The sequence below is a fragment of the Mesorhizobium sp. NZP2077 genome (assembly GCF_013170805.1).
Classification (GTDB): Bacteria; Pseudomonadota; Alphaproteobacteria; order Rhizobiales; family Rhizobiaceae; genus Mesorhizobium.
Genome location: NZ_CP051293.1, coordinates 7,064,304 through 7,089,222, shown reverse-complemented (window position 1 = coordinate 7,089,222; position 24,919 = coordinate 7,064,304). Strand labels below are relative to the sequence as shown.

Here is a 24,919-nt window from a genome sequence, read left to right as displayed (position 1 = left end):
GCGTCGAGATCGCTGACGCTGGCTGCGGAGAGGTTCGTATGAAGCAGGCAGGACGCATCGTCATCATTACGGGAGCGGTAGGCGGGATCGGCCGTGCGCTGGTCGATATCGTTGCCGCTGATGGAGACATCGTCGTTGCGGTGGACCTTCCTGGCAGCGGCGTCCTTGAACTGGCCGACGGTCTCGGCCATCCGCATCTGGGCCTCGAATGCGATGTCTCGCGAAAAGAGGACATTATCGCGCTATACGGTCGCGTCGAAGCGCAGTTTGTGAAAATCGATGTTCTCGTCAACAACGCGGCGATAGGACCGGCCATGGCTTCGACTGTCGACACCGGTTTCGAGGCCTTCCGACGCGTGCTGGCAACAAATCTGATCGGGCCTTTCATCATGGCCGGCGAAGCGGCGAGGCGCATGCAGCCCGGCGCTGCCATTGTCAACATCGCTTCGCTGGCGGGCGTGCTCGGCAATCCCAAGCGCAACGCCTATGCCAGCTCGAAGGCAGGCTTGATCGCTCTCACGAGGTCGCTTGCATGCGAGTGGGCCTCGCGCGGCATCCGCGTAACGGCGGTAGCGCCAGGATACGTGCGCACGCCGATGGTGGCGGAACTGGAACGCGCGGGCAAGATGGACCTCGCGGCCGTGCGCCGCCGCGTGCCCATGGGGCGAATGGCGCGCCCCGACGAGATCGCTCGGGCCGTGCGTTTTTTGGCCAGCGCACAGACGGGCTACATCACCGGATCGGTGCTGACGGTCGACGGCGGTTGGATGTCGTTCAACCAGCCGGGCGACGCGCACCCTCCGGTCGACGAGCCGCCTCGAGCCGAACTCTTACGGCCGGCCGAACGAACCGGCGCGCGCACAGTGGTCGTGACGGGCGGCGCGAACGGTATAGGCGCCGCCGTCGTTCGCCGCTTTGCCGCGAACTCCGACACAGTCGTGATTGCCGATAAAGATGGTGCTGGGGCGGCAGAACTCGCTGGTTTGCTGGGCGGCAGGCACGTGGCGAAATCCGTCGACTTGGCGGTCGAGAGAGAGGTGGTGGCGCTGTTCGAGGAAATACGGGGGCGCTTCGGTCGCATCGAGGTCCTCGTTAACTGTGCTGCTATTGCCGATACGTTTGTGCGAGGGATCGAAATCCCGCAACAGATCGAGCGGGTGCTGGACGTCAATCTCACCGGCACCTTCACCTGCGCGCGCGAGGCGATCAAGTCGATGGACGCCGGCGGCGTAATCCTCAATCTTGGATCGATCAATAGTTTCCTGCCCTTCGTGCCGCGCCATGCCTATGGGGCGTCCAGGGCGGGTATGAACATTCTGACCCAGTGCATGGCGGCCGAACTCGGGTCGGTCGGCATTCGAACGGCCACCGTCGCTCTTGGCTACATCCGTACGCCTGACATTGCTCAGTTGGTCGAGTCCGGCTGCATCGATTCCGTAGCGATCACACGGCGCATCCCGATGGGCCGGATGGGAGAGCCCGAAGACGTCGCCGAGGCAGTGTTCTTTCTGGCCTCGCCTGATGCCTCATACGTAAACGGCTCGACCCTCTACGTGGACGGCGGCTTGACCTCGTTGGCTGACGCGCGAAACGCCCAGCCAACCGATCAAGAAGATCCAACGGAATGTTCGCCGGCGACGGGTTGCGGTTCGTCGAAGCCGACGAGGTTCGAGGATTGAGACTGCGGCTGGATGGCATGTGCCAAGCGCGGCTTGCCAAGTGATCGTCTTCATCGGTGACGGAAAACTCGTCTTCAGGGTCGAAACACCAGCCAAGTTTTGGCGCTTGCCTGCGGCCGCCGAACGATATGCGCCTTTGCGCAAGATCGTCGACTACGTCGCCGCCAGGCCGGATCGATACGCCCACACGCAATCGGCACAAGTCGAAGGCTTGATTGGCCAATTTGTGTAAACGAGGACACGCCATGGAATTCGCGACTTTCATCTTGGCGGCCCAGCGAGGCTATCATCAATCGTGCGACAGCGTCATCGGTAACTCCATAGAACAGGCAATCGCTTCGGAGCAGGCCGGCTTCAACACCGCTTGGTTCGCCGAGCACCACTTCAACAATTACAGCCTGGTTCCCTCGCCCTTAATGATGGTGGCACATTGTGCTGGCCTTACGAGCACCATTCGCCTTGGCACCGGCGTGTGTGTGCTGCCGCTATATCAACCGCAGCGCCTGCTCTCCGAGATCGGCTTTGCCGATATCGTTTCGAACGGCCGCCTCGAACTCGGCGTCGGCTCGGGATACCAGCAGTTCGAGTTCGAGCGCTTTGGCGTCGATGTCGAGGAGGCGCCGGCCGTGTTTGCGGAATACCTGGATATTCTTCTCAAGGGCCTCAACCATAAGGTCTTCGAGCACAATGGCCAGTATGAGAAGATACCTTTAACGGCGATTTCGCTGCGCACCATCCAAAGGCCAACCCCACCGATCTGGATCGCCTGCGGGTCCGCGCGAAGCATGTGCCGGGCCTATCGTGAGGGCCACAATCTTTTCGTCACGGCGTTCCACAACGGCTTGGAAAACGTAAGAACGTTGCGTGAGACCATCGAGGCGGCAGCGGCCTCGCGGGGTAAGGATGTCACGGCCGCCAAGATAGGGCTTCTGCGCTGCTGCTATGCCAGCGACGATCAGGCGGAGATCGACAGCTATCTCGACAATGCCCGCTTCCAGCGCCGGCTATCTGAAGCACTTCATAAGCGCCGCCAGCAGAGCCGGGACGGCTATCTGCTGCAGGAAACACCGACGCAGCAGGATCTGTCGTTCGAGACCATGCGCCAGAACCTGCCGATCGGCAGCGTAAGTCGCGTCATCCATCGCCTGCTGGAAGAGATAAGTATCCTGAAGCCGGACCAGATCGCAATTCAGACCCAATTGGGAGATTTCGACCAAAAGACGATGCTGCGCCAGATTGAGCTCTGGGGAGACAAGATCATTCCAGCGATCAACAAGTCGCTTGGTCAGGTCAAGGCTTGAAGTTCGCGGCGGCCACTGGGGGAGCTGAAATCTCGCATGCCGATGCTCGACACTTCGTCCATGAGGCATGGATAAATAATCAAGCCGACTGGCGATTGCCGGGATCGTAGACCAACGTCGTCCGTCCTTGCCTGCACGGACCGCCGGTCTTCCGCTCCCTGGCCATCTCGCTTGAGACCGTTGATCGGCAGCCTCGGAACGGCCGCCATGGCGTAGACGAATAGCCACTCCCGCGACCCTTCTTGTGTCCGAAGTTGGACGAGGATGTCGGAAGCCCGACAAATGGTCGAGAGGGGACCTGGCCCGCCGGTATGGAGAACTGGTGCGGCGCAGGTGGTTCGCCAATTCGGCACGCGCCTTGCTTCATTGATTCTGTATGGGTGCACGACAGTGGCGGATCGCCAATCGGTGGGCAGAGCGTGCGTCACTGAAAGTACTTCGTGCGGCAGCGATGACAGGCTTGTCGGCTGGATAGCGTTGGTGGAGGTGAGACCGCATGGTGGACAGGCAGTCTGGTGCGCAGACGCGCGAGAGCTTGCGCCGAATGATCGCGTCCAGTGAACTCGCCTTCGCAATGGAGGCTCATGACGGCCTTTCGGCGGCGATTGCCGAGCGCGCTGGCTTCAAGGCGCTCTGGGCGTCCGGCCTCTCGATTTCATCCAGCCTCGGATATCGAGATGCTAACGAAGCTTCCTGGTCCCAAGTCGTCGACGTCGTTGAGCGAATTTCCGACACGGTGGACATTCCAGTCCTCGTCGACGGGGACAGCGGGTTCGGGAACTTCAACAATGCCCGTTTGGTCGCCCGCAAGCTGAGCCAACATGGCGCGAGCGGCATATGTCTCGAGGACACGGCGTTCCCGAAAATGAACTCGTTCATCGGTGATCGGCACCCGTTGGCCGATATTCCCGAGTTCTGCGGCCGGCTTAAGGCGGTGAAGGACCAAGTGCCGGATGCGGAGTTCGTTCTGGTCGCTCGGATCGAGGCGCTCATCGCCGGCCGCGGAGAGGATGAGGCGCTGGCGCGAGCACAAGCCTACGCTGAGGCGGGCGCCGATGCTATTCTGATTCATTCCCGCAAGTCCAACGCTGAGCAGATTTTCGCCTTCACGCGCGCCTGGCAGAACCGCCTTCCGGTCGTGATCGTGCCTACGAAATATTTCCGCACGCCGGTCTCCGCGTATCGGGCGGCCGGAATCTCCACGGTCATCTGGGCGAACCATAACATGCGCGCGGCGATCTCGGCCATGCGCCAGGTCTGCGACCGCATCCTCCGCGAAGAAAGTATCGCCGGTATCGAGGACGAGGTGGCGACGCTCGACGAACTCTTCGATCTCCTCAACTACCAGGAACTCTCAGCGGCGGAAGAGAAATATCTGCCGCAGACGGCGACCTGCGTCCGGTAGCAGGCCCAGCCCGTCTTTTGAAAGCAAAACGAAAACGGGAGCGCACATGCTTGCGCATCGGACAAACCTGTTTGGCACATCGGGTACCGCCGCGGCGCGCGCTGCCGCAAAAGCGGCGGCCGATGCTGGCAAGGAGATCATCGATCTGACCGCCGGCGAGATCTGGAGCGAGCTTGCTCCCACGATTCGCGACGGCGCGATCGACGCCATCAATAAGGGCGTCAATCGCTATACCGATACGGTTGGCATGGTGGAGCTGCGCGAGGCACTGGCGCGGAAGATCTCCCTCGATACCGGACAGATCTGGAAGGCCGAGGAAGTTGCCGTGACGTCCGGAGCGAAGCAGGCCTTGTTCAATGCCGCAATGGTGCTGCTAAACCCGGGCGACGAGGTCATCATCCCGGCGCCTTACTGGACAACGTTTCCAGCCCAGGTGCTAATCGCCGGCGGCACACCAGTCTTCATCGACACCAAATCCAATGGTTACGTCCCGCGCCCCGAGCACATCAAGGACGCGGTCACTGAGCGCACGCGGGCGATCGTCATCAACACGCCCAGCAATCCGGCCGGTGCGGTCTACGATGTTGAGACCCTGATGGCCATCGCTCAACTGGCGGTCAGCCACAACCTGTGGATCATTTTCGACGAGTGCTATGGCGGCTTCGTGCATGAGGATCATACCCACCATCCGATCGTCTCGGTCGCTCCCGAAATTCGAGCACGCGCGCTGATCGTCAATTCCTTCAGCAAATCACTGGCATTGACCGGCTGGCGCATCGGTTATCTGGCGGGTCCAAAAGAGGTGATCAATGCCGTCAAGGCCCTGCAATCGCACACCACCTCGAATCCAAACGTAATTGCCCAGCACGCGGTGCTCGCCCATTTGCAAAGGGGTGGCTCGGAGTATGAAGGCAAGCTGCGCTCACGCCTGACAAGCGCCAGACGGGTCGGTCTCGACGTGCTTGCTTCGTTGACGCGTGTACCGGTCGCCAGGGCGCAAGGGGGCTTTTATTTCTATCTCGACCTTTCCCATCTGCTGCGACCGGGATCGGAAGACGGCGCCTCAACGACAGCCGACGATATCGTGACGGGTCTGCTTGCCGAAGCTGGCGTCGCAGCTGTGTCGGGCACCGCGTTCGGTGACCCCGCCGGCCTGCGCCTGTCCTATGGAATTCCACCTGAAAAACTCGCGACCGGCCTGGCCCGGCTCGTCGAACTCCTCAACGCCTGGAAATGACACCGCAACAAAACGAAAGAGGTGAATGAGATGCCTCCCGCTGCTCCCAGGAAAGCCGTCATTCTCGCTGCTGGCTTCGGCTCCCGCCTGCGTCCGCTGACCGATCTGTGTCCCAAGCCACTCGTCGAAGTCAACGGCACACCGATACTTCACAATGCACTGTGGAACCTTCAGGCGGTGGGAGTCGAAGAGGTGACGATTGTTGTCGGCTATCGCAAGGATGCCATTCGCCATGCCTGTGGCAAACGCTTCGGCAGACTTGAAATCAACTATGTCGAGTCCTCGGTCTTCGACAAGACAGGGAGCGCCTACTCGCTCTGGCTGGCACGCGACACGCTTCTTTCTGGCGACTGTTATCTCCTCGAAGGTGACGTCTTCTTCGAAGAAGATGCGCTGCGCCACCTGATCAGGGTCGAGGCGCCCAATGCCGCTGCGGTCGCGCCCTTCGATCCATCCATGGAAGGATCCGCGGCCGTCCTTTCCAGCGACGGCTTCATATCCGAAGTCCGGTTGAAGCAGACGGCGGCAAATCTGGCATCAGGCACCCCGGTGCTCTTCAAGATGATGAACCTCACCCGGTTCTCTGGCGCCGAACTCCAAACGGTGATCGTCCCGGTCCTCCACGACCTGATCGGCTCGGGCGCAATCAAAGCCTATACCGAGGAGTTGTTCGCGCATCTCATCGAGCAGCGCGGACTGCAACTCGCCGCGGCGCGATGTGACGATTTGCGATGGTACGAGATCGACAGTGAACAGGACCTGCGAGTAGCGGAAAGGATTTTCGCCTTCGAGCGACCTCACAGACATAGTGCCGACGCGCCGGCCGCCGTGGCGGGGGTAGGAGGATGATCCGCTATCTGTTCGACGCTGCAAATGCCATTACGGCCCTTGGGCTGATCTTGGCCACCACGGCGATCTACTTTGCTTTGATCGGGCGCTTCGAGATTGGCATCTGTTTCGGCTTGTGGGCTCTTTTGGCGGATGATGCCGACGGCATGATCGCGAAGAGTTCCCCGAACCGGTCCGCTTTGATGGCACAGCTGGGTGGCACGTTGGACGGGCTGCTTGATTTGGTCTACGCAGCCGTCTTTCCAGCGGTTCTCATTTTGTCCTTCAACGCGTTCTCCGTTCCCGCATTGTTGGCTGCCAATTGCCTCATCCTGTCAGGGGCTCTGCGCCTCAGTTATTTTTCGACGTTCGGACTGGACGCTGACGGATTCGGCAGAGGATTGCCGTTGAACAATAATCTCTTCGTGTTGGCGTTCCTCTTCGTCGCCGACCATCACTTGCCGGTGCAAGGCCTGGGCAACCTATTGATCGGTGCAGGGTTTGTGCTGTCGGTCCTGCATCTTTCAAACTTCAAATTTCCAGGTACCGGCAGTGCGTTGCGCTTGGCCAACCTTACACTTGTCGCAACCGGATCTGTCGCCTTGCTCACAACGTGAATTGGTTTGTAGCTATAGGGAAGAGAATACATGGAAAACTCTTTCGAGATCGAAACTCGCACCGTCTTTGATCGCTACCAGCGCCAGCAGGAGAATGACGACCACATATTCGACAGGTTGGTCTCTCTGATCGAGGAGGAATATTTCGGCCTGCCAACCGGCAGCTTCCGCGGCCTTGATGTCCTGGATGCGGGCTGCGGCTCCAACGCGAATGCGTCCTATGCGTTTCTCGACAAGGGGGCACGAAACGTTGTTTCGCTTGAATTGAGCAATGATTGGATGGATTGCGCGCGCAAACGGCTCAGCCGATTCGGGCCGCGCTCGGAACTGGTCGCTGGCAGTGTGCTCGATCTGCCGTTTGACGACTTCAGCTTCGATTTTGTCCATTGCGCAGGGGTTTTGCCGCACACCAGCAATCCGAAAAAAGGCTTTGAAGAGCTTGCCCGTGTAACCCGCCCCGGCGGCAGCTTCTTTTTGACGATTATGGGTACCGCCAACGGCGTCATTTACCGATGCATCAATCACTTGCGAGAACTCTACCAAAGCGACGAACAATTCCGCAGTTCCATCGACAATCTAGATGCATCCACCGCACGCGAAGCCATCAACTGGCTGTTGCGAATAAAGGACGGCGAAGAGGAAGAATATATCCCTGGCGAAAACGAATTCTTTCGGAGTCTTTTTGATGATGATTTGTTCGTGACGATCCGGGATCGTTTCCAGGCGCCGACCTATCACGAGTTCGCCTTCACCGAGGTGCAAATCCGAGGCTGGTATGGCGAGTGCGGCTTCGAGAAGATCCGCAGGATCTCAAGATATACAAAAAATTTCCATAATCTTCGGCGCTTTCTCGCTCCGATGTACCGTCATTATGACCACCCGCTGGCCCGCTTCTGGTTCGGAGATGGCTGCATCCAGATGATCGGCGAAAAGCCGAGCACGTAGTTGGCGGTATTCGTGCCAAGAGAGCGACCCCAATGTGCGGAATCTTTGGGATAGTCCTCAAAGACGAGGGAACACCCGTTTGTGCTGAGGCCGTTGAGCGTTGCGCTGATGCTCTCGCTCATCGCGGGCCTGATGCCCGCGGCCTATACATTGATCAATCGGTCGCATTCGCGCATCGACGGCTATCGATTGTCGACGCTCATTCTCGCGCCAATCAGCCCTATCGCGATGACAATACCGGAGTGGTGGTAACGTACAACGGCGAGATATTCAACTATCGGGAAATTAAAGCTGAATTGAGGGACATGGGTTTTTCCTTTTCGACGGCGTCCGACACCGAGGTTCTAATTCTTAGCTATATTGCTTGGGGAAAGTCATTCTTAAACCGCCTTGACGGGATGTTTGCCTTCGCGCTTTTCGATCCCCGGAACTCGCTTGCTCTCATCGCCCGAGATCGTTTGGGGGTAAAACCCCTTTACTACACGATCTGCGATGTTGGCCTTCTCTTTGCATCGCAGCCGAACGCTCTCATTCGCTGGCCGGGCGTGATGCGCGGACCCGACATCATCGGCGCGCTTAGTTTTCTATCCTATCGCGCGGTTGTCGGTGCCAGGACGCTGTTTGCCGGGATTTCCAAGTTAGAGCCCGGCCATCTCCTCGAAATAACAAACGGGCGACACACGTTGGAGCGTTGGTGGAATCTGTCGGAGCGCATTTCGCGATCGAAGCCGGACTATTCCGACATAAGGAGACTATTTGGAAGCGCCGTCGAACGTCAGCTGGTGGCTAACGTACCGGTCGCCGCATTGTTGTCCGGTGGACTTGACTCGAGCATCCTCGCCTATGAGGCATCCGCTCGCTCACAAATCCGTCCGATCTGCTATACCGGCAAGGTCGAGACCGCCGATTATGACGAGACGGCTTATGCGATGGAGGTCGCCGCAGAATTCGGGCTCACTCACCGGGTCGTCCCAATTGGAGAACCTTCCGATATCTACGCTGTGTCAGAGCTGGTTCGCCTGCGCGGACATCCGCTTGGGATGCATAACGAAATCGCCATGTTTACGCTCGCAAAGGCGATTTCGAAGGAGCATAAGGTCGTCCTCACCGGCGAGGGTGCCGATGAGATTTTTGCTGGCTACAGCCGATTGTTCCGTACGCCGTATGATTACAATCGAAGCAAGATCATCGCCGCATTACCACGTGCTCTTGCCCAGGTCGCACGCCGGCGCCTCGGACTCGACGTCCATTGCTCTCAATTGCAGTTCTTCCTGGCGCGTTACAGCTACTTCCCGACCGATGAAATCCGCTCGCTTGCCATCGATGGGCGGATACGAAAGGAGCACGAGATGGCTCTGTTCGATCACTTCTCGACTCAATTTGCAGAGGCCGGCGGAGATTTCTTTAGCAAGATCTCATATGTTCTCGTCTCTACGCATTTGCCCGCATTGCTGGAAATGGTTGACAACACCACAATGGCGGCTGGGCTTGAAGCTCGCGTTCCCTATACCGATCACCAGCTCGTTACTGCCGCAATGGCGATGCCCGGCTCACAGCGGTTGAGGTGGAGGGCTCCAATCGCTTCGGTCCAGGCACTGTGGCATCCGGTTGCTTCCTTCAGCGAACGTCTCGATGTCTCAAAATTCCCCTTAAGAAGGGAATACCGGAGCGTCTTGCCCAGATCTGTTCTATCTCGCAAAAAGATGGGATTTCCACTGCCACTGGGTCAGTGGGCCGTTGGCGAGGGAGCAACGGAATATCGAAGGCTGCTGTTTGATAAGGACTCTCCACTGGGAGATTTGTTCGATCCTGCTGCTTTGCGGCGTTGGTTCGAGGAGGGACAACGAAACCCATCAGATTCATTTGGCCGAAAATTCTGGCTGCTCGCCAACCTTGGGATATTCTTCAATGAGGTATTCTCATGATGAATATGCGATCCCGCAGGCGGGCGGCTGCGGGCTTTTTACAGAAGCCCCTTTGCCGAAAACGGGACCTCGGACAATCCCAAGATCTGAGCAATGGTTGGCGTGAACTCTTCAGCGGAGCCCCAGGCAATATTGCAAGGTTGCATTCCAGGGATGCTCAACAGGCATATCCGATCGTCCTCCGCGCTCCCCGGTCGAAAACCGTGAGTGGACAAGTATCGAGGTCTGCCCGTCGGGCTGGCTTCTTGGGTGTCTCCAACGGTCTCCTCGAAGGAGTGTCCAGGAGGTGCGACATAGGTCGCTATGCAATCGCGTTCATTTACCGGAACATGGTCGCTCGACCACGGCTCCACTTGGAAGCGCGCCAACAGTCTGTCTGCGATTCTGCGGTCATGAGCTCCGTCAACCAGGACATGGAGCGTCGCTCCTTCACTTTCCCAAAGCAAGTCAGGGATGATCGCATCCGGATAAATGGTTGTGTGGACGGCGCTATGTCCATGGTCACTTGCGACTACGATCGCGTAATCGTCTTTCCGCCCGACTCGCCTCAGTCCTTCGATGAGAGCGCCAATCATCATGTCGGCCGCGGCGATAGACCAATGTGCCGCCTCGCTTTCGTATCCGAACTGATGCTGAATCGAATCCGTCATGTCGATCTCGGTCAAAATGAGATCAGGCGGGTTCTCCGAGCAAGCCAGCGCTCCTGCAGCCCCGATCATGAGATGATCCGCGGCCAGGCCCGCAACGAGAGGAGTGCTCGCAACGGTGTCGCTACTGGACGGGAAGCCGAAGAGATCGAGCACGCCGGCGGCTCGCAACCGCCCATTTGGATCCTTGATCATGCGCGAGCGAGCGATGCGGTTTTCGGGCAGGCTCTTAAATGACCGGCTTCCCTGGAGAAACCCTCGTTCCCACCAGGCCGGCACGAAGACATCGCAATCGGCTGGGTCGATCAACCCAGCGCCGATGGACGCGACATCAAGCCCGCTATTTTTGGCAAGCTTTGCAATGGTCGGAACCCGCAGATCAGACGCGTCGGCGCAGACAAACGAGCCATCTCGCACAATGTGGTTTCCGTAGATCCCGTTCGCTTGAGGCGCCGCGCCGGTTAGCATGCTTGCGCGCCCCGGCATCGACGTTCCCGGCACCGTTGAGCGCAGGCGACTGATGGACAGACCGTCTCCTGCCAAACGAAGAAGCGTCGGCAACCGATGTTTGTGCTTTTCGAAATAGTCCGCGCTCACGCCGTCCATGAGGATCAGAATCGCTTTCGTAGGAGCGCGCGGCTTTATTGAGGCAGGCGTCTGAAAACGAGCGGTAGGCTTGGATGGATTGGTGTGGGTCATATTGCACCTCGAAGAGACCGATCGAAACCGAAGTCCCCTATAGGCTTCGGATGACGCCGGTATGAACGCATCAAGGGATACTTCGAGCGCCCGCAAGTCGTTTTGATTTTGGGAATGGGCGCTTCTACGCGCGCTTTTTGCTTCCTTCAGAAGAAAAAGGAGTCCGAGGTGGCCGATACGACCCGTGCTATTTTTATCCTCGATTTCGCAGGGCCAAAAATACATCTGTGGAGTGGCAGCTACGATGCACCGTTGGTTCCTATCAACGGTCAGCCGCTCTTGGACCGCCTCGTCAACGCCTGTGTCGAAAACGGCATTGAAGATGTCACCGTCGTTGAAAACTTGAGCAGCGGCACATTCGATGGGTTCCGCCTGCAGGACAGTACAAATACGCTTTCGTGGCACGACGCGCATGACGGCGATCTCATTGAGAAGTTCCGCCAACATGATGGCGATACCCTCCTGATATGGGGAACGCCGCTTTTCGACAGTGAGGTTCTTGACGGTATCAATACCAACAAGGGTTTGCGCGGCTCCGCTTGGCGGCCCGACGCGCCGACCGGGATTTATCGATTGAGTGCTGATGTTCTACGCAATCTTCTGGCCGAAAGCCGCGCCGCGGCATCTCTGCATCAGGCCTTCAGCAGGTTAGTCGCGGGCCTGTCCCAGCTGGACGTAGCGTTGCCTGACAATGTGCTGACTGCCGGCTCCAAGCTGCTCGATATTTGCGACGGTGTCGACGCATCCATCGCGGAATTTCGGTGTGACAAGGAGAACGTGCTGCGGCGTCTGGAAACGAGCGTCGGAGGTTATTGGCGCAAGCCAATCGCCGAGCACATGCTTCTTTGCAATACCCGCTTCCCTCCCAAGACTTTTTACGATCGGCTGGCGGCGAGGCTCGAAGGCGTGTTGACATGCTATCCTTCTCAGCAGATCGATATCGCTTCAGTTGTTGGCACGATGACCTCGCAGCAGCCGGACTTTATTGCGGTCGGAAACGGGGTGACCGATCTCATCCAGGCGCTCTATTCAGCGCTGAACCCCACAATCGCGATTCCCGTGCCCACGTTCGCCGGCTTTCAAACACCACTCGATGACGAACAAAAGAACAACTTCGTCCTCACCCCGCCCTACTTCGATCTCGACGTTCGAGCTTTCCTGGAATTCGTACTGGCGACAGGCGCGGATACGGCAATCGTTGTAAATCCAAACAATCCGACCGGTCGACTTGTTGATCATGCTGACGTGGCATGGCTGGCGGAGGCCCTAGGATCTCGAGGGCGACGGCTGATCGTGGATGAATCGTTCATTGATTTTCCCGCTGATGGCCGACCAAACAGCGTTGAGAATCTGGTTCCGTCCTGTGCCAATTTGATCGTGGTGAAGAGCCTTGGAAAGGTCTTCGGACTTGGCGGAATCCGGCTCGCCTACCTCATGGCTGGCGATCCCACCCTCGTTGCCGCCGTGCGCCGGAAACTGCCGCTGTGGAACATTAACGGCATTGCGGAATACACACTGTTCCTGCTTCCCGAATTTGCAGAGGAATTGGAACACAGTCTAGAGATGTTGCGAGAAGATAGAGAGCTGTTCATCGAGGAGCTGCGGACGGTACCGGGCCTCGACGTCGTACCTTCGCAAACGAATTTCATCTTGTGCCGGCTGCCTGAAAATTCGGTATCCGCTGCCGAGCTCAAGCGCCGCCTCGTTCTGTTCGAATCCGTCCTCGTAAGAGAATGCGGCTATCAAGCCATGAACGACGCAGATCGATATCTGCGCCTGACGGTTCGAAGTCGGACGGAAAACGAAAGGCTGGCAAAAGCTCTGCGGCGCACCTTAAGCCGCTCAACGGCCTCTGAGAGTGACGCCCTGACGTGACATTTGCGCAGCGAACTGAATATTCTTTTTTCGAATGCCGCGAGAGAGAGAGAAGCATGTCGCTTAGTTACAATCGTCATAAAAGGCTCGTTGAAATCATCCAGGCGAATGGCGAAGTGCGCATCCGAGATTTGATGCAGCGGTTCAATATTTCAGAAGAGACTGCGCGGCGGGATATCAAACGGCTCGAGCAGGATGGCTTGGTCGCACGGGTCCATGGTGGCGCGGTCGCAACGCAACAGCCAAAGCTACTGGCCATCTCATCGCGAGCTGTTTCCGAGCGCGCGGAAAAAAGCACCATCGCTGAGATCGCCCTGGGTCTTCTGAAGCCCGGTCAGAATCTCTTCTTCGGGGGCGGCAGCACCATTCTGTCGTTGGCCAGCCGCATATCGGCCCTCCCGGAAATGCGCGTCGTCACCAACATGGTCGATACTGCCATCGCCGCGGCCGAAGGCTATCGGCATCGCGTTGTCATGCTGGGGGGCGATTTCAATGTCGATTTCCGGACCGTAACCGGATTCACCGCCTTGCGTACACTCCGCGAACAGCAGATCGACGTCGCATTTATCGGCGTCAATGCGGTGCATCCGAATGGCGTCTTCGACCATGAACAGGTCGGACAGGAGCTTGCTGCGACGCTCTGCGAGCAAGCATGGAAAATTGTCATTCTCGCCGATCACAGCAAATTCGGCTTGTCGGCGCGTTACCGCATCCTGCCCCATTCGGCGATTACCGCGATCATCACCGACCGGAGGCCTGCATCGGACATGCTGGACAAGATCGAAGCCGCCGGTGTTGAAGTTCTATATCCGCAAAACCGTCACAACCCCGCACTGGTCTCTACTTGATCCTCTTCTTTCAGCCCTCACGGCTGCCCCAACCGTGAAACATTTTTTTCCTTTTGATTTCAATAACCAACACAATCCGTCTCAAACCTGCAAAAAACCGTCACATAACCGCGCTATGTCTCAGCCCGTCTCGGGAGCGGATTTCATTCGCTCCGATTGTCATCCCGACTGAAAGAGAGGGGATTTTGATATGCAAACGACACGTCGCAGATTTCTCGGTATGACCGCCATGGCGGCTGGCGCAATAGCATTGCCGAACACGATCATGGCGGCAACCGGCCGGCGGCCGAACCTCAATATTGCCGTTCAGGACCTGCGCACAATTCTGGAACCGGTGGACGGCTCCTCCATCGCCAACGTTTCCTGGCGGGTGCAATACAGCATTTTCGATCAGCTTTTACGGACCGACTACAACGACAATTTTCGCCTGAATTTCGCGCTCGCGACATCATTGAAGCAAATTGACGCCACGATCCATGAGATCAGGTTGCGCGACAATGTGAAGTTTCATGACGGTTCCACAATGACGGCGGATGACGCTGTCTTCTCGCTCGGGCCGGATCGACTGCGCGGCGAAAATGCGCCGGGCGCGGCCGTGTTTGCCAACTTCCTCTCCTCGCTTGCCGATGTGCAGAAGATCAATGATCGCACTGTCCGTTTGATCACCAGGACAGAGGATCCGGTCTTTGCCCAGCGGCTCGGCGCGTGGGGCACGCAGATCATCAGCGCCAGAGCACGGGCTGGCGCCAGCAGCTATGACGCCTGGGCGGCGAAGCCGATCGGGACCGGCCCTTACAAGATCGGCGAGGTCCGCAATGGGGACGAGATCACACTGGTGGCGCACGACGAATATTGGGGAGGCCAGCCGCCATTTGCCTCGATCCGCTTCAAGCGGCTGCCGGAAATCGCCGCGCGCATCGCCGGACTGAAGTCGGGCGATTACGATATCGTCACAGACATTACTCCGGACCACATTGCCGAAATTGAGGGTGTCAACGGCCTCTCGATCCTTGGTGGCGAAGCCATGTGGTTCCGCTTTCTCACATTTGCTCCGCTCAGGACTCCCATCCTGAAAGATGTCGATCTGCGTCGCGCGCTCGCTCTCGCTATCGATCGCGGTGCGCTGGCGGACGGCCTCTGGGACGGCCGGGCGAAAGCGCTGACCAGCTGGCAGCTACCGATCTTCGGCGAGATCAACGACCCCAACCGCAAGGGGGTGTCCTATGATCCGGCGCAGGTCAAGGAACTGCTCGCCAAGTCATCCTACAGAGGTGAGGAAATCCCATACCCTTCCGTCGGCACCTATTATCCGATGCAGCTCGCCGAGAACCAGGCGCTTGTCGAGATGTGGAAGGCTGCCGGAATCAACGTCAAGCTGATCATGTGTGAAAACTGGACGCAGGTCGGCGACATTGGCGGCATCAATGACACGTCCGGCGGCGCCTTCTACGCCGATCCCGTTTCCATGCTGTGGCAGATTATCGGTCCGACCAATGACCTCCAGTCAACAGGTGGCTGGACCAATGCCGAGTTTAACGCGCGCGGTCACGAGCTTGAAACGACGACCGATCTCGCCAAGCGCCAGGCGGCCTTCAAACGGATGCAGGACATTGTCGAGATCGAGGACCCTTGCATCACGCCGCTGCACTCCATGCCCTTTATCTATGGGCAGAAGGCGGATGTCAGCTGGCAGCCCAACCCGTTGCCGCAAATGTATCTCGGTCCGAAGATGCCGCCTGAGCCGGTGGCCTGAGTTCCATGCTGCATAAGTCTTTCCAGAACAGCGCGGGCGCCGCGCTGTTGCCGGCTCATGGCATCGGGGCTTCCGCCACCAAACCTGCCATCAGCATTGCTGGCTTGAGGGTGGCGTTCGGCGATGTGCCTGTGCTGCACGGTGTCGATCTCGCTGTGAACAAAGGCGAGGCCTTGGGTATCGTTGGCGAATCCGGCTGCGGCAAGTCCGTGACTTGGCGGGCGGTTCTTGGCCTGCTGCCGAAATCCGCCGAGATCGGGGGCGAGGCCAGGATTGGTGATCTCGATCTTGTGGGCGCACGACAATCCGTTTTGGATCGGGTGCGCGGCGGACGCATTGCCATGATCTTCCAGGATCCGGCCAGCGCGCTGAACCCGGTGCATCGCATCGGCGCGCAGATCACCGAAGCGCTTCGCCTGCACCGTGGCCTCAGCGGTGCCGCCGCCCGTGCCCAGGCCTGCCGCCTGCTCGACCAGGTCGGGATAGCCGCTGCGGCAAGCAGGCTCAACACCTACCCCCACGAACTGTCGGGCGGCCAGAACCAGCGGGTGATGATTGCCATCGCGCTCGCCGGCCGGCCCGAACTGCTGATCGCCGATGAGCCAACGACCGCGCTCGACGCTACCGTGCAGGCGCAGATCCTGCTGCTGCTCAAAGATATTCAACGCGACACAGGCATGGCGCTGGTCATGATCAGCCATGATCTCGCCGCGGTGGCGGCCGTCTGTGACCGGGCATGCGTCATGTATGCGGGCCAGATCGTCGAAACGGCGCCGAAACACACGCTTCTGACCGCGCCGGAGCACCCCTATACACGCGACCTGATCGGTGCCATTCCGCCCTCGCACGGTCCGCGCATGCGGTTGACCGCCATTGCCGGCGCGCCGCCACAACGCAATCTGCCGCCGGGATGCGCCTATGCGCCACGCTGCCGGCACGCGATCGCGGTATGTCGCACGAGCCGACCGGAACCGCGGCAGGTCGCCGCGCGGCATTCGGTGCGTTGCCTTCGTTTGGACGCCGGCACGTATCAATGACCCTGCTGCGTCTCAACAACATCACCCGTCGCTTTCCGCTCGGCTCGCCACTCTACGGACCGCGGAAATATCTTGTAGCAGTCGATGGCGTGTCGCTGGATGTCGAGATGGGCCGGACGACCGGCATTGTCGGCGAATCCGGATGCGGCAAGTCCACCACCGGCCGTATTGCGCTCGGTCTGGAGCCGCCGGACAGCGGAGGTGTGCTGTTTCAGGGTTTTCCGCTGCCGCGCATCGACAGCAAAAAGTGGCGCGCGCAGCGGCGCCAGATGCAGCTGGTCTTTCAGGACACCTTGGCAGCGCTTGACCGCCGAATGACTGTCAGCGCTCTCATCGCCGAGCCGCTGGCGATTCACGGGATTGGCGATCCGGCAAGCCGCGAGCAACGTGTGGCCGAGCTTCTCCACGGCGTCGGCCTCGGCGAAGACCATGGCAGGCTCTATCCGCATCAGCTTTCCGGCGGCCAGCGCCAACGCGTCGTGCTTGCCCGGGCGCTCGCGCCAAAACCCTCGCTTCTGGTTTGCGATGAGCCGGTCTCGGCGCTCGACCTGTCCGTCCAGGCGCAAATCGTCAATCTGCTCATGGATCTTCAGCAGGAGCTCGGGATCGGCCTCTTGTTCATCAGCCATGACTTGCGGGTCGTTCGCCATGTCAGCGACCGGATCGTCGTCATGTACCTTGGCCGCGTTGTCGAGCAGGGGCGCGCCGACGCCATTATCGATCAACCCGCCCATCCCTATACGCAGGCGCTCGTCTCGGCCATGCCGAGGCTTCCGGGCGGCTTCGATCATTATGTGGCGTTGCCAGGCGAGCCGCCGAGCCCCACCGATCGGCCCTGCGGATGCCCGTTTCATCCACGCTGTCCACTTGCGCGCGATGTCTGCCGCCAGAGCCTGCCCGAACTCCTGCCGCTAGGACCGGAACGGCAGGTCGCCTGCCATGTGGTGAGGCATTGATGAGTGCGGTGTTTCGTTTCGCCGGCCCCAAGCTCCTGCGTGCGGGCCTGTCGATCCTGATCGTAGTGACCTTTACATTCGTGGTGCTGCGGGCCTCTGGAGACCCGGCGCTGCAGATACTCGGTCCCAGCGCCCGCGCCCCGGATCTTGAGGCGTTTCGCCGGCATTGGGGGCTCGATCAGCCTCTGTATGTGCAATATGTCCGCTATGTCCTGGCGGCACTTCACTGCGATTTCGGGAATTCCATGCTGGCTGGAAAACCGGCCCTGCAGCTTGTGTTCGAGCGCGCGCCCCTGACATTGGCGCTGATGCTGCCGGCGCTGGCGCTCACGATGCTAATCGGCATTCCGGTCGGCGCCTACGCCGCCATGCATCGCGACACCTGGGTCGACCGATCGGTGATGATGCTGACCGTGTTCGGCTTCACCGTGCCAAGCTTCGTGCTCGGGCTATTGCTGATCCTGATCTTTTCCGTGGCGCTCGGCCTGTTCCCGTCCGGCGGCGCGGATCGGCCGGAAAGCTTCGTACTGCCGGTGCTCACGCTTGGTCTGGGCGGGGCGGCCATTATCGCGCGCTTCACGCGTAGCGCCATGATCGAAGTTCTGTCGCAGCTCTACATCGTGGCGGCCAGCGCCAAGGGCGTGACGTGGCGGCAGGTGGTTCGCCACCATGCCTTTCCGAATGCGATCATTCCTGTGCTGACGCTGTTCGGCCTGATGCTCGGCGGCCAGGTCGCGGGCGCCGTACTGGTGGAAAGCGTCTTCGGCTGGCCCGGCATCGGCCAATTGCTGGTGGTTTCGGTTGCGAACCGTGATCTCGCCGTGGTGCAGGTCATCCTCCTTCTCGTGGCGCTGACCATGACGTCGGCCAACCTGCTGATGGACCTGCTTTATGGCGTGTTCGATCCGCGCTTGCGTGGAACAAACTCAGGATCGCAATGAAAACGGCCACTGTAGAAACCAACCGTCCGTCGCCTCGCACGGTGGACCTGCCGACACTCCTTGCTGTGGGCTGGGTTCTCCTCATGCTCTTCACGGCGCTCGCCGCGCCGCTAATCGCTCCTTATGAGATCACTTCTATCGACCTGCGCCATCGCCTGACGCCGCCCGTCGGCTTTGGCGGAACGATGCTACATGCCCTGGGAACCGACGATCTGGGCCGTGATGTGGCCTCGCGTCTTTTCTACTCGATCCGCACCAGCTTGCTGGTCGCCTTCGGCGCCACTGCGATCAGTGTGTTGGTCGGTACCGGGATCGGCTTCATCGCCGCGTATTTCCGCGGGCTCGTCGAGCATGCGCTGCTGCTAATGATCGACGTACAGGCTTCGCTACCATTTCTAATCGTGGCGCTGGCAATGCTCGCCTGTTTCGGTAATTCGCTGACGCTGTTCGTCGCCCTGATGGGACTTTATGGCTGGGAGCGGAATGCGCGGTTGGCACGAGGACTGGCAATCACCGCCAGCGCGCAGGGCTATGCGAGCGCAACGCGCCAGCTCGGCGCCCATCCGCTGCGTGTCTATCTGCGGCATATCCTGCCCAACAGTGCGGCGACGCTTCTCGTGGCGGCGACGGTGACCTTTCCGGAAATCGTCCTGGTGGAAAGCGGACTGTCCTTCCTCGGCCTCGGCGTTCAACCGCCGATGACCAGTCTGGGTGTCATGGTCGCGGCCGGCCGCGAGTATATCACCCGCGCCTCCTGGATGCTGCTCGCTCCAAGCCTCGTCATTGTCATCACGGCCGTTGCCGTTAGCGTCCTCGGCGACTGGTTGCGCGATAAGCTCGACCCGACCCTCAAATAACGGTTTCCCAATGCAAAGGAGCTGATCTCCACACTTGTCGACGGCTACGCTCTTGCACGGGACGGGGTGCCGAACCTTCGCCCGCGGCCGGTATCGACGTAACCGGAATACAGCATATGGATCTCGTCGCGGGCCCGCGTCAGGCCAACATAGAACAGCCGTCGGCTTTCGCGTCGCGCCGCCGGCTGCTCGTTGCGCCAGGGCAAACCGCCCAGATCGAGTCCCACCATGATCACGACATCATCTTCGCAGCCCTTTGCCGAGTGCGGCGTCAACAGATTAAGATGGAGAGGCGACGCGTCGCGTCCACCGAGGCTCGCCAGATCCAGGTCGGCGAGCGGCCCGCCGACAGCGAGCGCCGCCGACATGCGCACCACCTGTTCGCGCTGATCGGCGAGGCTTGGCTCTGCCGCCATCAGCGCATCGAGCATTCCCGCCCGCAGCGCGCCGATTGGCGAAGTTTGTAATTTTGATCCGCGAAATTCGCACGGCGCCGTCCCCCCAGTTTTTTCTATTCGCGGATGTAATTGGCTCGCTCGGCGATATCGGCACATCGCGCCATCAGCGCTTCGAAAGGCTCCGCGTCTTCCAGAAGAAGCCCGTCGTCGACCATGCGGGCGTAGTCCTCTTCAAGCGCCTTCAGACCATCGCCTGCGGGCACAAGCCGCAGACCGCCGTTGACAGCCGCCGCGTAATCGATGGGCGTTCGATCGGGCGCTTTCTCGGCGAAGAACATGGTCTTGTGGCGCGCCACTGCGTTCGCCAGATCGCGATCAGCAAAGGCGGACGCGGTAAAACCGGTTTCGTCCAACCGCGCGACATCGTGCCAGTGACGAGCAAAGCGATCGCCGCGCCGGCGCTCCTGCAGGCAGAAGACATGGATGGCCGTCGCCTTCTCCCAGAAGGTTCGCTCCGCATGCATCACGCGTGGACGAGCCGTGGGAAAGGTCACGCCCTCGATCAGGCCAGACGCGTCGCAGGCGATGTCGCGCAAGCTCGCGGGCTCGCCCGTCGATCGTGCTCCGAATTCGAGCATCACGCTCGGCGCCACATAGCCGGAGCCAGCCGTCGCGGCTTCGTAATCGATGAACAGCTTCTCGTGGCGGCCGCCAAAGCTTCAGCCGCGAGCGCATCTGCGATGATCGGCTGAACGCTTCCTTCAACCCAATTGGGCAGGCGCTTGCGCACCTCGCTGGACCAGCGTTTTTCCTCGCTACGGGTCTCCGGCAACGCTTCGCCGTCGTCGCCCACCAAGTCGGGTGCAATCGCCCGGATGTCGTATGTTAGGCGTGGACGTCCTCGGAAAACCGCTGGATAACCTGATAGGCTTTGGACAGCGACGTGCCGCCCTTGAACACCAGATGTTCGCCGAGCGCCGAGCCGTAAAGGTGGCGAGCGCCCAGACCACCCACACGTCCTTCTCGAGGAGATGCGCCGGCCTGCCGGACCGATCGGCCGCGACGCCGAGCGCCTCCCGCCGATCCTCGATCGGGAGGTGGAGAAAGGGATCAGCCATGTGCGGCCTTGCCCACGCTGCGCGCCATCCAGGTCGGAAGCTGCGGCGCTACCGCGACCAACTCGCTGAAGGCGCCCGGCGGGAGTTTCCGCTTCAGTGTCTGGAGGGCGGCCTCAGCCTTCTCCGGCCCAAGCCAAGCCAACGCTCGCACCGCCTCGCCAGCGGGCCGATGCGCCATGGCGAGCTGCCAACGAGGCGCGTGGCGAAGCTCGACGACCTGCTTGCCGAGGCTCATCTTCCGGGTGCGGCCGGAAGTCAGATAGACCGACCGGACCGGCACCTGTGTCGTGAGACCGAGGGTGTTGGCGGCAACGGCCCCACTCGTGACGATGATCTCCCCGCGCTGGCTGGCAAGCGCCTCGACCGCTTGCTCCACGGAGGGAGCCCGGGTGCCGAACCTGCTCGTGACCGGAAGGAGATAGACGCCGCGACCCGCCCGGATCAACTGCGTCCGCTCGGCTAGACGCGACAATGCCTGATCCACCGCGGCGCGATTCCCGAGGTGAAGCAAGCTTTTAGCTGCGACCGGCGTGCCCTCTGGCAGCCCTTTCGCGTGCGCAAGAATCTGTTCGGTCAACCGTTGCATGGCCATGCTCCTGTCAGAAATGTATGCGATTTTCTGACAGTTTTTCAAGGCGGGCAGCGACGGGCACCTGCACGCGGAACCCGTCCAGCAGGCCTTGTGGTCAATCATCGCCGCGCGAATCGACCAATCCCTGTTTCGCGCCGTTCTCCGAACGAGCCTCGCCCGTCCTGGGGCCGAGGCCCTCTGGTCGGCGCCGAGATATTTCTCTTGTCAGCGCAAGAACTCGACGCTGGTCAAAAAGCACCGTCGCGTAACATATATCGCGCGTCCCCACCGATGCCATTCAACAGAAAGAGAGCACTGCTCGGACTGCCTGCACCTTGATCAAACCCAGTATTCTGGTTATATTACTGGAAATGAGAAATGAAGACTGTCTTTTTATTTAGATCTGTATGTTCCTTCTTGTTGTAGTTATGATGTATGTCGAATGTATTACGTATGTGTGTTGTAGTCGGAGGCAACTATGAGCAGCTCGCAAAAACGCGCCATTCAAAACTATCGATCTCGCCTCAGCGAGCGCGGCTTGGCGCGCTTCGAGGTGCTTGGCCGCGATGCCGATCGCGACCTCATTCGATCTTTGGCTCGCCGCCTGGCCGAAGATGGACCGGATGCCTCTAGCCTGCGCGCTGCTGTCAGCCAGACCATCGCCGGCGAGCCACCCAAGCTTGGCGGGATTCTCGCCGCATTGCGTCGTTCGCCGCTCGTGGGAGCTGACCTCGATCTTTCCCGCCCCCATGAAGAGGGGCGGAAGATCGACCTGTGACACGCTACCTCCTCGATACCAACATCATCAGCGATGTCGTCAAATCGCAGCCTTCGGAATCGCTCCTGGCATGGATGTCGAGACAGCGTGACGAGGATTTGTTCATCGCTTCGCTGACCGTTGCGGAAATTCTTCGCAGGGTTCTGGAGAAGCCGCGCGGGAAAAAACGCGACGCACTCGACAACTGGGTCTCTGGGCCTGAGGGGCCGCAGGCGCTGTTTGCGGGCCGCATCCTCTCGTTCGACGACAAGGCAGGGCTGATCTGGGCGCGGCTGATGGCAGGAGGAAAACTGGCCGGCAAGCCGCGCAGCGGGCTCGACATGATCATCGCCGCTGTCGCCGGTGCGAACGAGTGCGTGCTGGTAACGGATAACGAAAAAGACTTTGCCGGGCTCAAGGTCGTCAATCCGATACGCGGAGCGGTCTGATGCGGCGGCGGGGTTAAGGAATGCTCGGGAGGGCAAGATGGCTGAAACTCAGATAGAGTGGACAGAATCCACTTGGAACGCTCGCGGATTTGGCTGATCCCCGCTCCTTCAGCGCGCCAAATCCAGCGGGACGAGCTCCCAGATGATCTACAGCCAAGGGAGGGTCTTCTCGAGCTCGGCGATCTTCTCGCTGTAGATGGCGATCTGCTGGAGGTAGAGACGACCAACGTCGCGGACGATCGGCTGGATGAGGCCTTCCTCGTCTTCGATTGCATCAGCAAGGCGCTTCACGTGGGCCGGGCCGTGTGGGGCGACGACCCCGTGCTTCGGCGAGGTGGCCGCGCAGGGCGTTTATCTGCTGCGTGCGCTGGCGCACCAAGAGTTCGCGCGTGCGGAAGATCATCGACCGCGCCTCTTGCTCCTCGGTTTTGACAGCCACGAAGCGCATTGTCGGCCTGAGGGCCGCTTCCGCGTGCCGCTTTACAAAGGACTTCACATAGACCGGCGGCAGGAGCCGGACGGCATGCCCGAGCCCGCCGATCGTACGCCCCCAGTCGTGGGCGGTCGCGCTTCCATCGCCACCGTGCACCGGGGCTGTCCGGCGAGAAACGGCAGCAACTGCGCGCGACAGCTTCTTGCGAAAGACAACCTTCCCGTCACTCGCCGCGCCGTGAACCTGGAAGACCCGCTTTGCGAGATCGATTCCAATGATGGTAACTTCCATGGATGCTGTCTCTGTCTTGGTCGATTCTGGCAATCACCAAACTGGCACATTGCGATGGCGTCGGGAGGGGGCATCTACTCCATCAGATTTTGACAACTAGCTTCTTTCCGGGCTCCGCGGCCGACGTCTCACTCAACGCCATCCGACATTTCCTGTCGCCTTTGTCAGGGCCGCGACACAAGTTTATTTAGCCAATTTAATATTTTTGCCAAATGTTAAACAGCTGAAAAGCAATCATAAAATTTCTTCTTCGATCCAACCGGCCGAATTGGCACGAGTTTTGAAACGATCGGTGCGAGGCGGCGGGATCTGCCGACCGGCATTGAAGTCGCGGTAACCGCTATGGATGGAAAGAAGGAAGGAAGCAACATGTCAGGTCTGCGTCAGATCGCATTCTACGGAAAGGGGGGCATCGGCAAGTCCACCACCTCTCAAAATACGCTAGCCGCCCTGGTCGACCTCGGACAGAAAATCCTGATCGTCGGCTGCGACCCCAAAGCCGACTCCACCCGGCTGATCCTGAACGCAAAGGCGCAGGATACCGTTCTGCATCTCGCCGCCCAAGAAGGTTCTGTGGAAGACCTTGAACTCCAGGACGTGCTCAAGATCGGCTACAAAGACATCAAGTGCGTGGAGTCCGGCGGCCCCGAGCCGGGTGTCGGCTGCGCCGGCCGCGGCGTCATCACCTCGATCAACTTCCTCGAGGAGAACGGCGCCTATGATAATGTCGACTATGTCTCCTACGACGTGCTGGGCGACGTGGTGTGCGGCGGCTTTGCGATGCCGATCCGCGAAAACAAGGCCCAGGAAATCTACATCGTCATGTCCGGCGAGATGATGGCGCTCTATGCCGCCAACAACATCGCCAAGGGTATCCTGAAATACGCCCATTCGGGCGGCGTGCGGCTCGGCGGGCTGATCTGCAATGAGCGACAGACCGACCGCGAGCTCGACCTCTCCGAGGCGCTGGCCGCCAGGCTCAATTCCAAGCTCATCCACTTCGTGCCGCGCGACAACATCGTCCAGCACGCCGAACTGAGAAAGATGACGGTAATCCAGTATGCGCCGGACTCCAAACAGGCAGGGGAGTACCGCGCGTTGGCCGAGAAGATCCATGTCAATTCGGGCCAGGGCACCATCCCGACCCCAATCACCATGGAGGAGCTCGAGGACATGCTGCTCGACTTCGGCATCATGAAGACGGACGAGCAAATGCTTGCCGAGCTTCAGGCCAAGGAAGCGAAATTGGCCGTCGCTCAGTAGCCGCCGCTACCGACAGGGGGCGCCGACCTGACCTGGCGCCCCTTTGTACGAAACAAGGCCTCGTTGGCGAGGCGTTACCCGAACCTTGA

General features: G+C 59.8%; 23 protein-coding genes and 2 pseudogenes. 19 read left to right on the top strand and 6 right to left on the bottom strand.

The window, feature by feature from the left end; translation table 11 throughout:
* Positions 1 to 38: 38 nt before the first annotated feature.
* The 9 genes from HGP13_RS34790 (at position 39) to asnB (ending at position 9,937) form a co-directional block, all read left to right on the top strand.
* Entirely contained in the window at positions 39 to 1,679 is a 1,641-nt protein-coding gene (locus HGP13_RS34790; protein ID WP_172234372.1) for an SDR family oxidoreductase, read from the top strand.
* Positions 1,680 to 1,719: 40 nt separating this feature from the next.
* A complete protein-coding gene (locus HGP13_RS34785) occupies positions 1,720 to 1,911 on the top strand; it encodes a hypothetical protein (protein WP_172234370.1) in 192 nt (63 codons plus the stop codon).
* 13 nt (positions 1,912 to 1,924) lie between these two features.
* Positions 1,925 to 2,980, top strand: a complete 1,056-nt coding sequence (locus HGP13_RS34780) for an LLM class flavin-dependent oxidoreductase (RefSeq protein ID WP_172234368.1) — start codon at positions 1,925 to 1,927, stop codon at positions 2,978 to 2,980.
* A 496-nt stretch (positions 2,981 to 3,476) separates the two neighbouring features.
* Positions 3,477 to 4,385, top strand: a complete 909-nt coding sequence (gene aepX, locus HGP13_RS34775; RefSeq protein WP_172234366.1) for a phosphoenolpyruvate mutase — start codon at positions 3,477 to 3,479, stop codon at positions 4,383 to 4,385.
* A 46-nt stretch (positions 4,386 to 4,431) separates the two neighbouring features.
* On the top strand, positions 4,432 to 5,622 hold the full coding sequence (locus tag HGP13_RS34770) for an aminotransferase class I/II-fold pyridoxal phosphate-dependent enzyme (protein ID WP_172234364.1): 1,191 nt from the start codon (positions 4,432 to 4,434) through the stop codon (positions 5,620 to 5,622).
* A 30-nt stretch (positions 5,623 to 5,652) separates the two neighbouring features.
* Positions 5,653 to 6,471 carry a phosphocholine cytidylyltransferase family protein gene (locus HGP13_RS34765; RefSeq protein WP_172234362.1) on the top strand — a complete coding sequence of 273 codons (819 nt, stop codon included), beginning with the start codon at positions 5,653 to 5,655 and terminating at the stop codon, positions 6,469 to 6,471.
* Complete coding sequence (locus HGP13_RS34760; RefSeq protein WP_172234360.1) at positions 6,468 to 7,067, top strand: phosphatidylcholine/phosphatidylserine synthase; 600 nt, start codon at positions 6,468 to 6,470, stop codon at positions 7,065 to 7,067. Before HGP13_RS34765 ends, HGP13_RS34760 begins: the two co-directional genes overlap by 4 nt.
* Positions 7,068 to 7,097: 30 nt before the next feature.
* Positions 7,098 to 8,012 carry a class I SAM-dependent methyltransferase gene (locus tag HGP13_RS34755; RefSeq protein WP_172234358.1) on the top strand — a complete coding sequence of 305 codons (915 nt, stop codon included), beginning with the start codon at positions 7,098 to 7,100 and terminating at the stop codon, positions 8,010 to 8,012.
* A gap of 32 nt (positions 8,013 to 8,044) precedes the next feature.
* Positions 8,045 to 9,937 (top strand): asparagine synthase (glutamine-hydrolyzing), encoded by a 1,893-nt coding sequence (gene asnB, locus HGP13_RS34750; protein ID WP_172234356.1) that lies wholly within the window; start codon positions 8,045 to 8,047, stop codon positions 9,935 to 9,937.
* A gap of 38 nt (positions 9,938 to 9,975) precedes the next feature.
* On the opposite strand, the gene HGP13_RS34745 is transcribed toward asnB, so the two are convergent.
* Entirely contained in the window at positions 9,976 to 11,283 is a 1,308-nt protein-coding gene (locus tag HGP13_RS34745; RefSeq protein ID WP_172234354.1) for an alkaline phosphatase family protein, read from the bottom strand.
* 168 nt (positions 11,284 to 11,451) lie between these two features.
* On the opposite strand from HGP13_RS34745, the gene HGP13_RS34740 reads away from it, so the two are divergent.
* The 7 genes from HGP13_RS34740 to HGP13_RS34710 all read left to right on the top strand — a co-directional run bounded on the left by HGP13_RS34740 (position 11,452) and on the right by HGP13_RS34710 (position 19,550).
* A complete protein-coding gene (locus tag HGP13_RS34740) occupies positions 11,452 to 13,158 on the top strand; it encodes a histidinol-phosphate transaminase (protein ID WP_172234352.1) in 1,707 nt (568 codons plus the stop codon).
* A 56-nt stretch (positions 13,159 to 13,214) separates the two neighbouring features.
* Complete coding sequence (locus tag HGP13_RS34735; protein ID WP_172234350.1) at positions 13,215 to 14,006, top strand: DeoR/GlpR family DNA-binding transcription regulator; 792 nt, start codon at positions 13,215 to 13,217, stop codon at positions 14,004 to 14,006.
* Positions 14,007 to 14,196: 190 nt separating this feature from the next.
* Positions 14,197 to 15,759, top strand: a complete 1,563-nt coding sequence (locus HGP13_RS34730; RefSeq protein WP_172234348.1) for an ABC transporter substrate-binding protein — start codon at positions 14,197 to 14,199, stop codon at positions 15,757 to 15,759.
* Positions 15,760 to 15,764: 5 nt separating this feature from the next.
* Entirely contained in the window at positions 15,765 to 16,796 is a 1,032-nt protein-coding gene (locus tag HGP13_RS34725; RefSeq protein ID WP_172234346.1) for an ABC transporter ATP-binding protein, read from the top strand.
* Positions 16,793 to 17,752, top strand: a complete 960-nt coding sequence (locus tag HGP13_RS34720) for an ABC transporter ATP-binding protein (protein WP_136617676.1) — start codon at positions 16,793 to 16,795, stop codon at positions 17,750 to 17,752. Before HGP13_RS34725 ends, HGP13_RS34720 begins: the two co-directional genes overlap by 4 nt.
* The gene (locus tag HGP13_RS34715) at positions 17,752 to 18,693 is read left to right on the top strand and encodes an ABC transporter permease (RefSeq protein ID WP_172234344.1); all 942 of its coding nucleotides are present in this window, start codon (positions 17,752 to 17,754) and stop codon (positions 18,691 to 18,693) included. Before HGP13_RS34720 ends, HGP13_RS34715 begins: the two co-directional genes overlap by 1 nt.
* Positions 18,690 to 19,550, top strand: coding sequence for an ABC transporter permease (locus HGP13_RS34710; protein WP_172234342.1), 861 nt, complete (start codon positions 18,690 to 18,692; stop codon positions 19,548 to 19,550). The genes HGP13_RS34715 and HGP13_RS34710 overlap by 4 nt, the downstream gene beginning before the upstream one ends.
* 44 nt (positions 19,551 to 19,594) lie before the next feature.
* Here HGP13_RS34710 and HGP13_RS34705 read toward each other — a convergent pair whose 3' ends face one another.
* From HGP13_RS34705 to HGP13_RS34695, 3 genes and pseudogenes are all read right to left on the bottom strand, one after another.
* Positions 19,595 to 19,981 (bottom strand): 3'-5' exonuclease, encoded by a 387-nt coding sequence (locus HGP13_RS34705; RefSeq protein WP_172234340.1) that lies wholly within the window; start codon positions 19,979 to 19,981, stop codon positions 19,595 to 19,597.
* An 80-nt stretch (positions 19,982 to 20,061) separates the two neighbouring features.
* Positions 20,062 to 21,066: pseudogene (locus HGP13_RS34700) on the bottom strand (nucleotidyl transferase AbiEii/AbiGii toxin family protein).
* A complete protein-coding gene (locus HGP13_RS34695) occupies positions 21,059 to 21,652 on the bottom strand; it encodes a DUF6088 family protein (RefSeq protein WP_044551219.1) in 594 nt (197 codons plus the stop codon). The pseudogene HGP13_RS34700 and the gene HGP13_RS34695 overlap by 8 nt, the downstream one beginning before the upstream one ends.
* A 463-nt stretch (positions 21,653 to 22,115) precedes the next feature.
* Here HGP13_RS34695 and HGP13_RS34690 point away from each other — a divergent pair, with 463 nt between their 5' ends.
* Positions 22,116 to 22,415 carry a hypothetical protein gene (locus HGP13_RS34690; protein WP_006331763.1) on the top strand — a complete coding sequence of 100 codons (300 nt, stop codon included), beginning with the start codon at positions 22,116 to 22,118 and terminating at the stop codon, positions 22,413 to 22,415.
* Positions 22,412 to 22,843 (top strand): PIN domain-containing protein, encoded by a 432-nt coding sequence (locus HGP13_RS34685; RefSeq protein WP_172234338.1) that lies wholly within the window; start codon positions 22,412 to 22,414, stop codon positions 22,841 to 22,843. The genes HGP13_RS34690 and HGP13_RS34685 overlap by 4 nt, the downstream gene beginning before the upstream one ends.
* A 147-nt stretch (positions 22,844 to 22,990) precedes the next feature.
* Here the strand turns inward: HGP13_RS34685 and HGP13_RS34680 are convergent, their stop codons facing one another.
* Together HGP13_RS34680 and HGP13_RS34675 are read right to left on the bottom strand one after the other, a co-directional pair.
* Entirely contained in the window at positions 22,991 to 23,134 is a 144-nt protein-coding gene (locus tag HGP13_RS34680) for a hypothetical protein (RefSeq protein ID WP_157385576.1), read from the bottom strand.
* 34 nt (positions 23,135 to 23,168) lie between these two features.
* Positions 23,169 to 23,567 (bottom strand): annotated as a pseudogene (locus HGP13_RS34675) (IS110 family transposase); the annotation flags it as partial.
* A gap of 369 nt (positions 23,568 to 23,936) precedes the next feature.
* On the opposite strand from HGP13_RS34675, the gene nifH reads away from it, so the two are divergent.
* Entirely contained in the window at positions 23,937 to 24,830 is an 894-nt protein-coding gene (gene nifH, locus HGP13_RS34670) for a nitrogenase iron protein (RefSeq protein WP_006331760.1), read from the top strand.
* Positions 24,831 to 24,919: the final 89 nt, after the last annotated feature.

Bases quoted from the DNA above. Each gene is read 5' to 3' on its own strand.
- HGP13_RS34790 (WP_172234372.1), top strand. From the start codon at position 39: ATGAAGCAGGCAGGACGCATCGTCATCATTACGGGAGCGGTAGGCGGG.
- HGP13_RS34780 (WP_172234368.1), top strand. From the start codon at position 1,925: ATGGAATTCGCGACTTTCATCTTGGCGGCCCAGCGAGGCTATCATCAA.
- aepX (WP_172234366.1), top strand. From the start codon at position 3,477: ATGGTGGACAGGCAGTCTGGTGCGCAGACGCGCGAGAGCTTGCGCCGA.
- HGP13_RS34770 (WP_172234364.1), top strand. From the start codon at position 4,432: ATGCTTGCGCATCGGACAAACCTGTTTGGCACATCGGGTACCGCCGCG.
- HGP13_RS34765 (WP_172234362.1), top strand. From the start codon at position 5,653: ATGCCTCCCGCTGCTCCCAGGAAAGCCGTCATTCTCGCTGCTGGCTTC.
- HGP13_RS34760 (WP_172234360.1), top strand. From the start codon at position 6,468: ATGATCCGCTATCTGTTCGACGCTGCAAATGCCATTACGGCCCTTGGG.
- HGP13_RS34755 (WP_172234358.1), top strand. From the start codon at position 7,098: ATGGAAAACTCTTTCGAGATCGAAACTCGCACCGTCTTTGATCGCTAC.
- asnB (WP_172234356.1), top strand. From the start codon at position 8,045: ATGTGCGGAATCTTTGGGATAGTCCTCAAAGACGAGGGAACACCCGTT.
- HGP13_RS34745 (WP_172234354.1), bottom strand. From the start codon at position 11,283: ATGACCCACACCAATCCATCCAAGCCTACCGCTCGTTTTCAGACGCCT.
- HGP13_RS34735 (WP_172234350.1), top strand. From the start codon at position 13,215: ATGTCGCTTAGTTACAATCGTCATAAAAGGCTCGTTGAAATCATCCAG.
- HGP13_RS34730 (WP_172234348.1), top strand. From the start codon at position 14,197: ATGCAAACGACACGTCGCAGATTTCTCGGTATGACCGCCATGGCGGCT.
- HGP13_RS34725 (WP_172234346.1), top strand. From the start codon at position 15,765: ATGCTGCATAAGTCTTTCCAGAACAGCGCGGGCGCCGCGCTGTTGCCG.
- HGP13_RS34720 (WP_136617676.1), top strand. From the start codon at position 16,793: ATGACCCTGCTGCGTCTCAACAACATCACCCGTCGCTTTCCGCTCGGC.
- HGP13_RS34715 (WP_172234344.1), top strand. From the start codon at position 17,752: ATGAGTGCGGTGTTTCGTTTCGCCGGCCCCAAGCTCCTGCGTGCGGGC.
- HGP13_RS34710 (WP_172234342.1), top strand. From the start codon at position 18,690: ATGAAAACGGCCACTGTAGAAACCAACCGTCCGTCGCCTCGCACGGTG.
- HGP13_RS34705 (WP_172234340.1), bottom strand. From the start codon at position 19,981: ATGCTCGATGCGCTGATGGCGGCAGAGCCAAGCCTCGCCGATCAGCGC.
- HGP13_RS34695 (WP_044551219.1), bottom strand. From the start codon at position 21,652: ATGCAACGGTTGACCGAACAGATTCTTGCGCACGCGAAAGGGCTGCCA.
- HGP13_RS34690 (WP_006331763.1), top strand. From the start codon at position 22,116: ATGAGCAGCTCGCAAAAACGCGCCATTCAAAACTATCGATCTCGCCTC.
- nifH (WP_006331760.1), top strand. From the start codon at position 23,937: ATGTCAGGTCTGCGTCAGATCGCATTCTACGGAAAGGGGGGCATCGGC.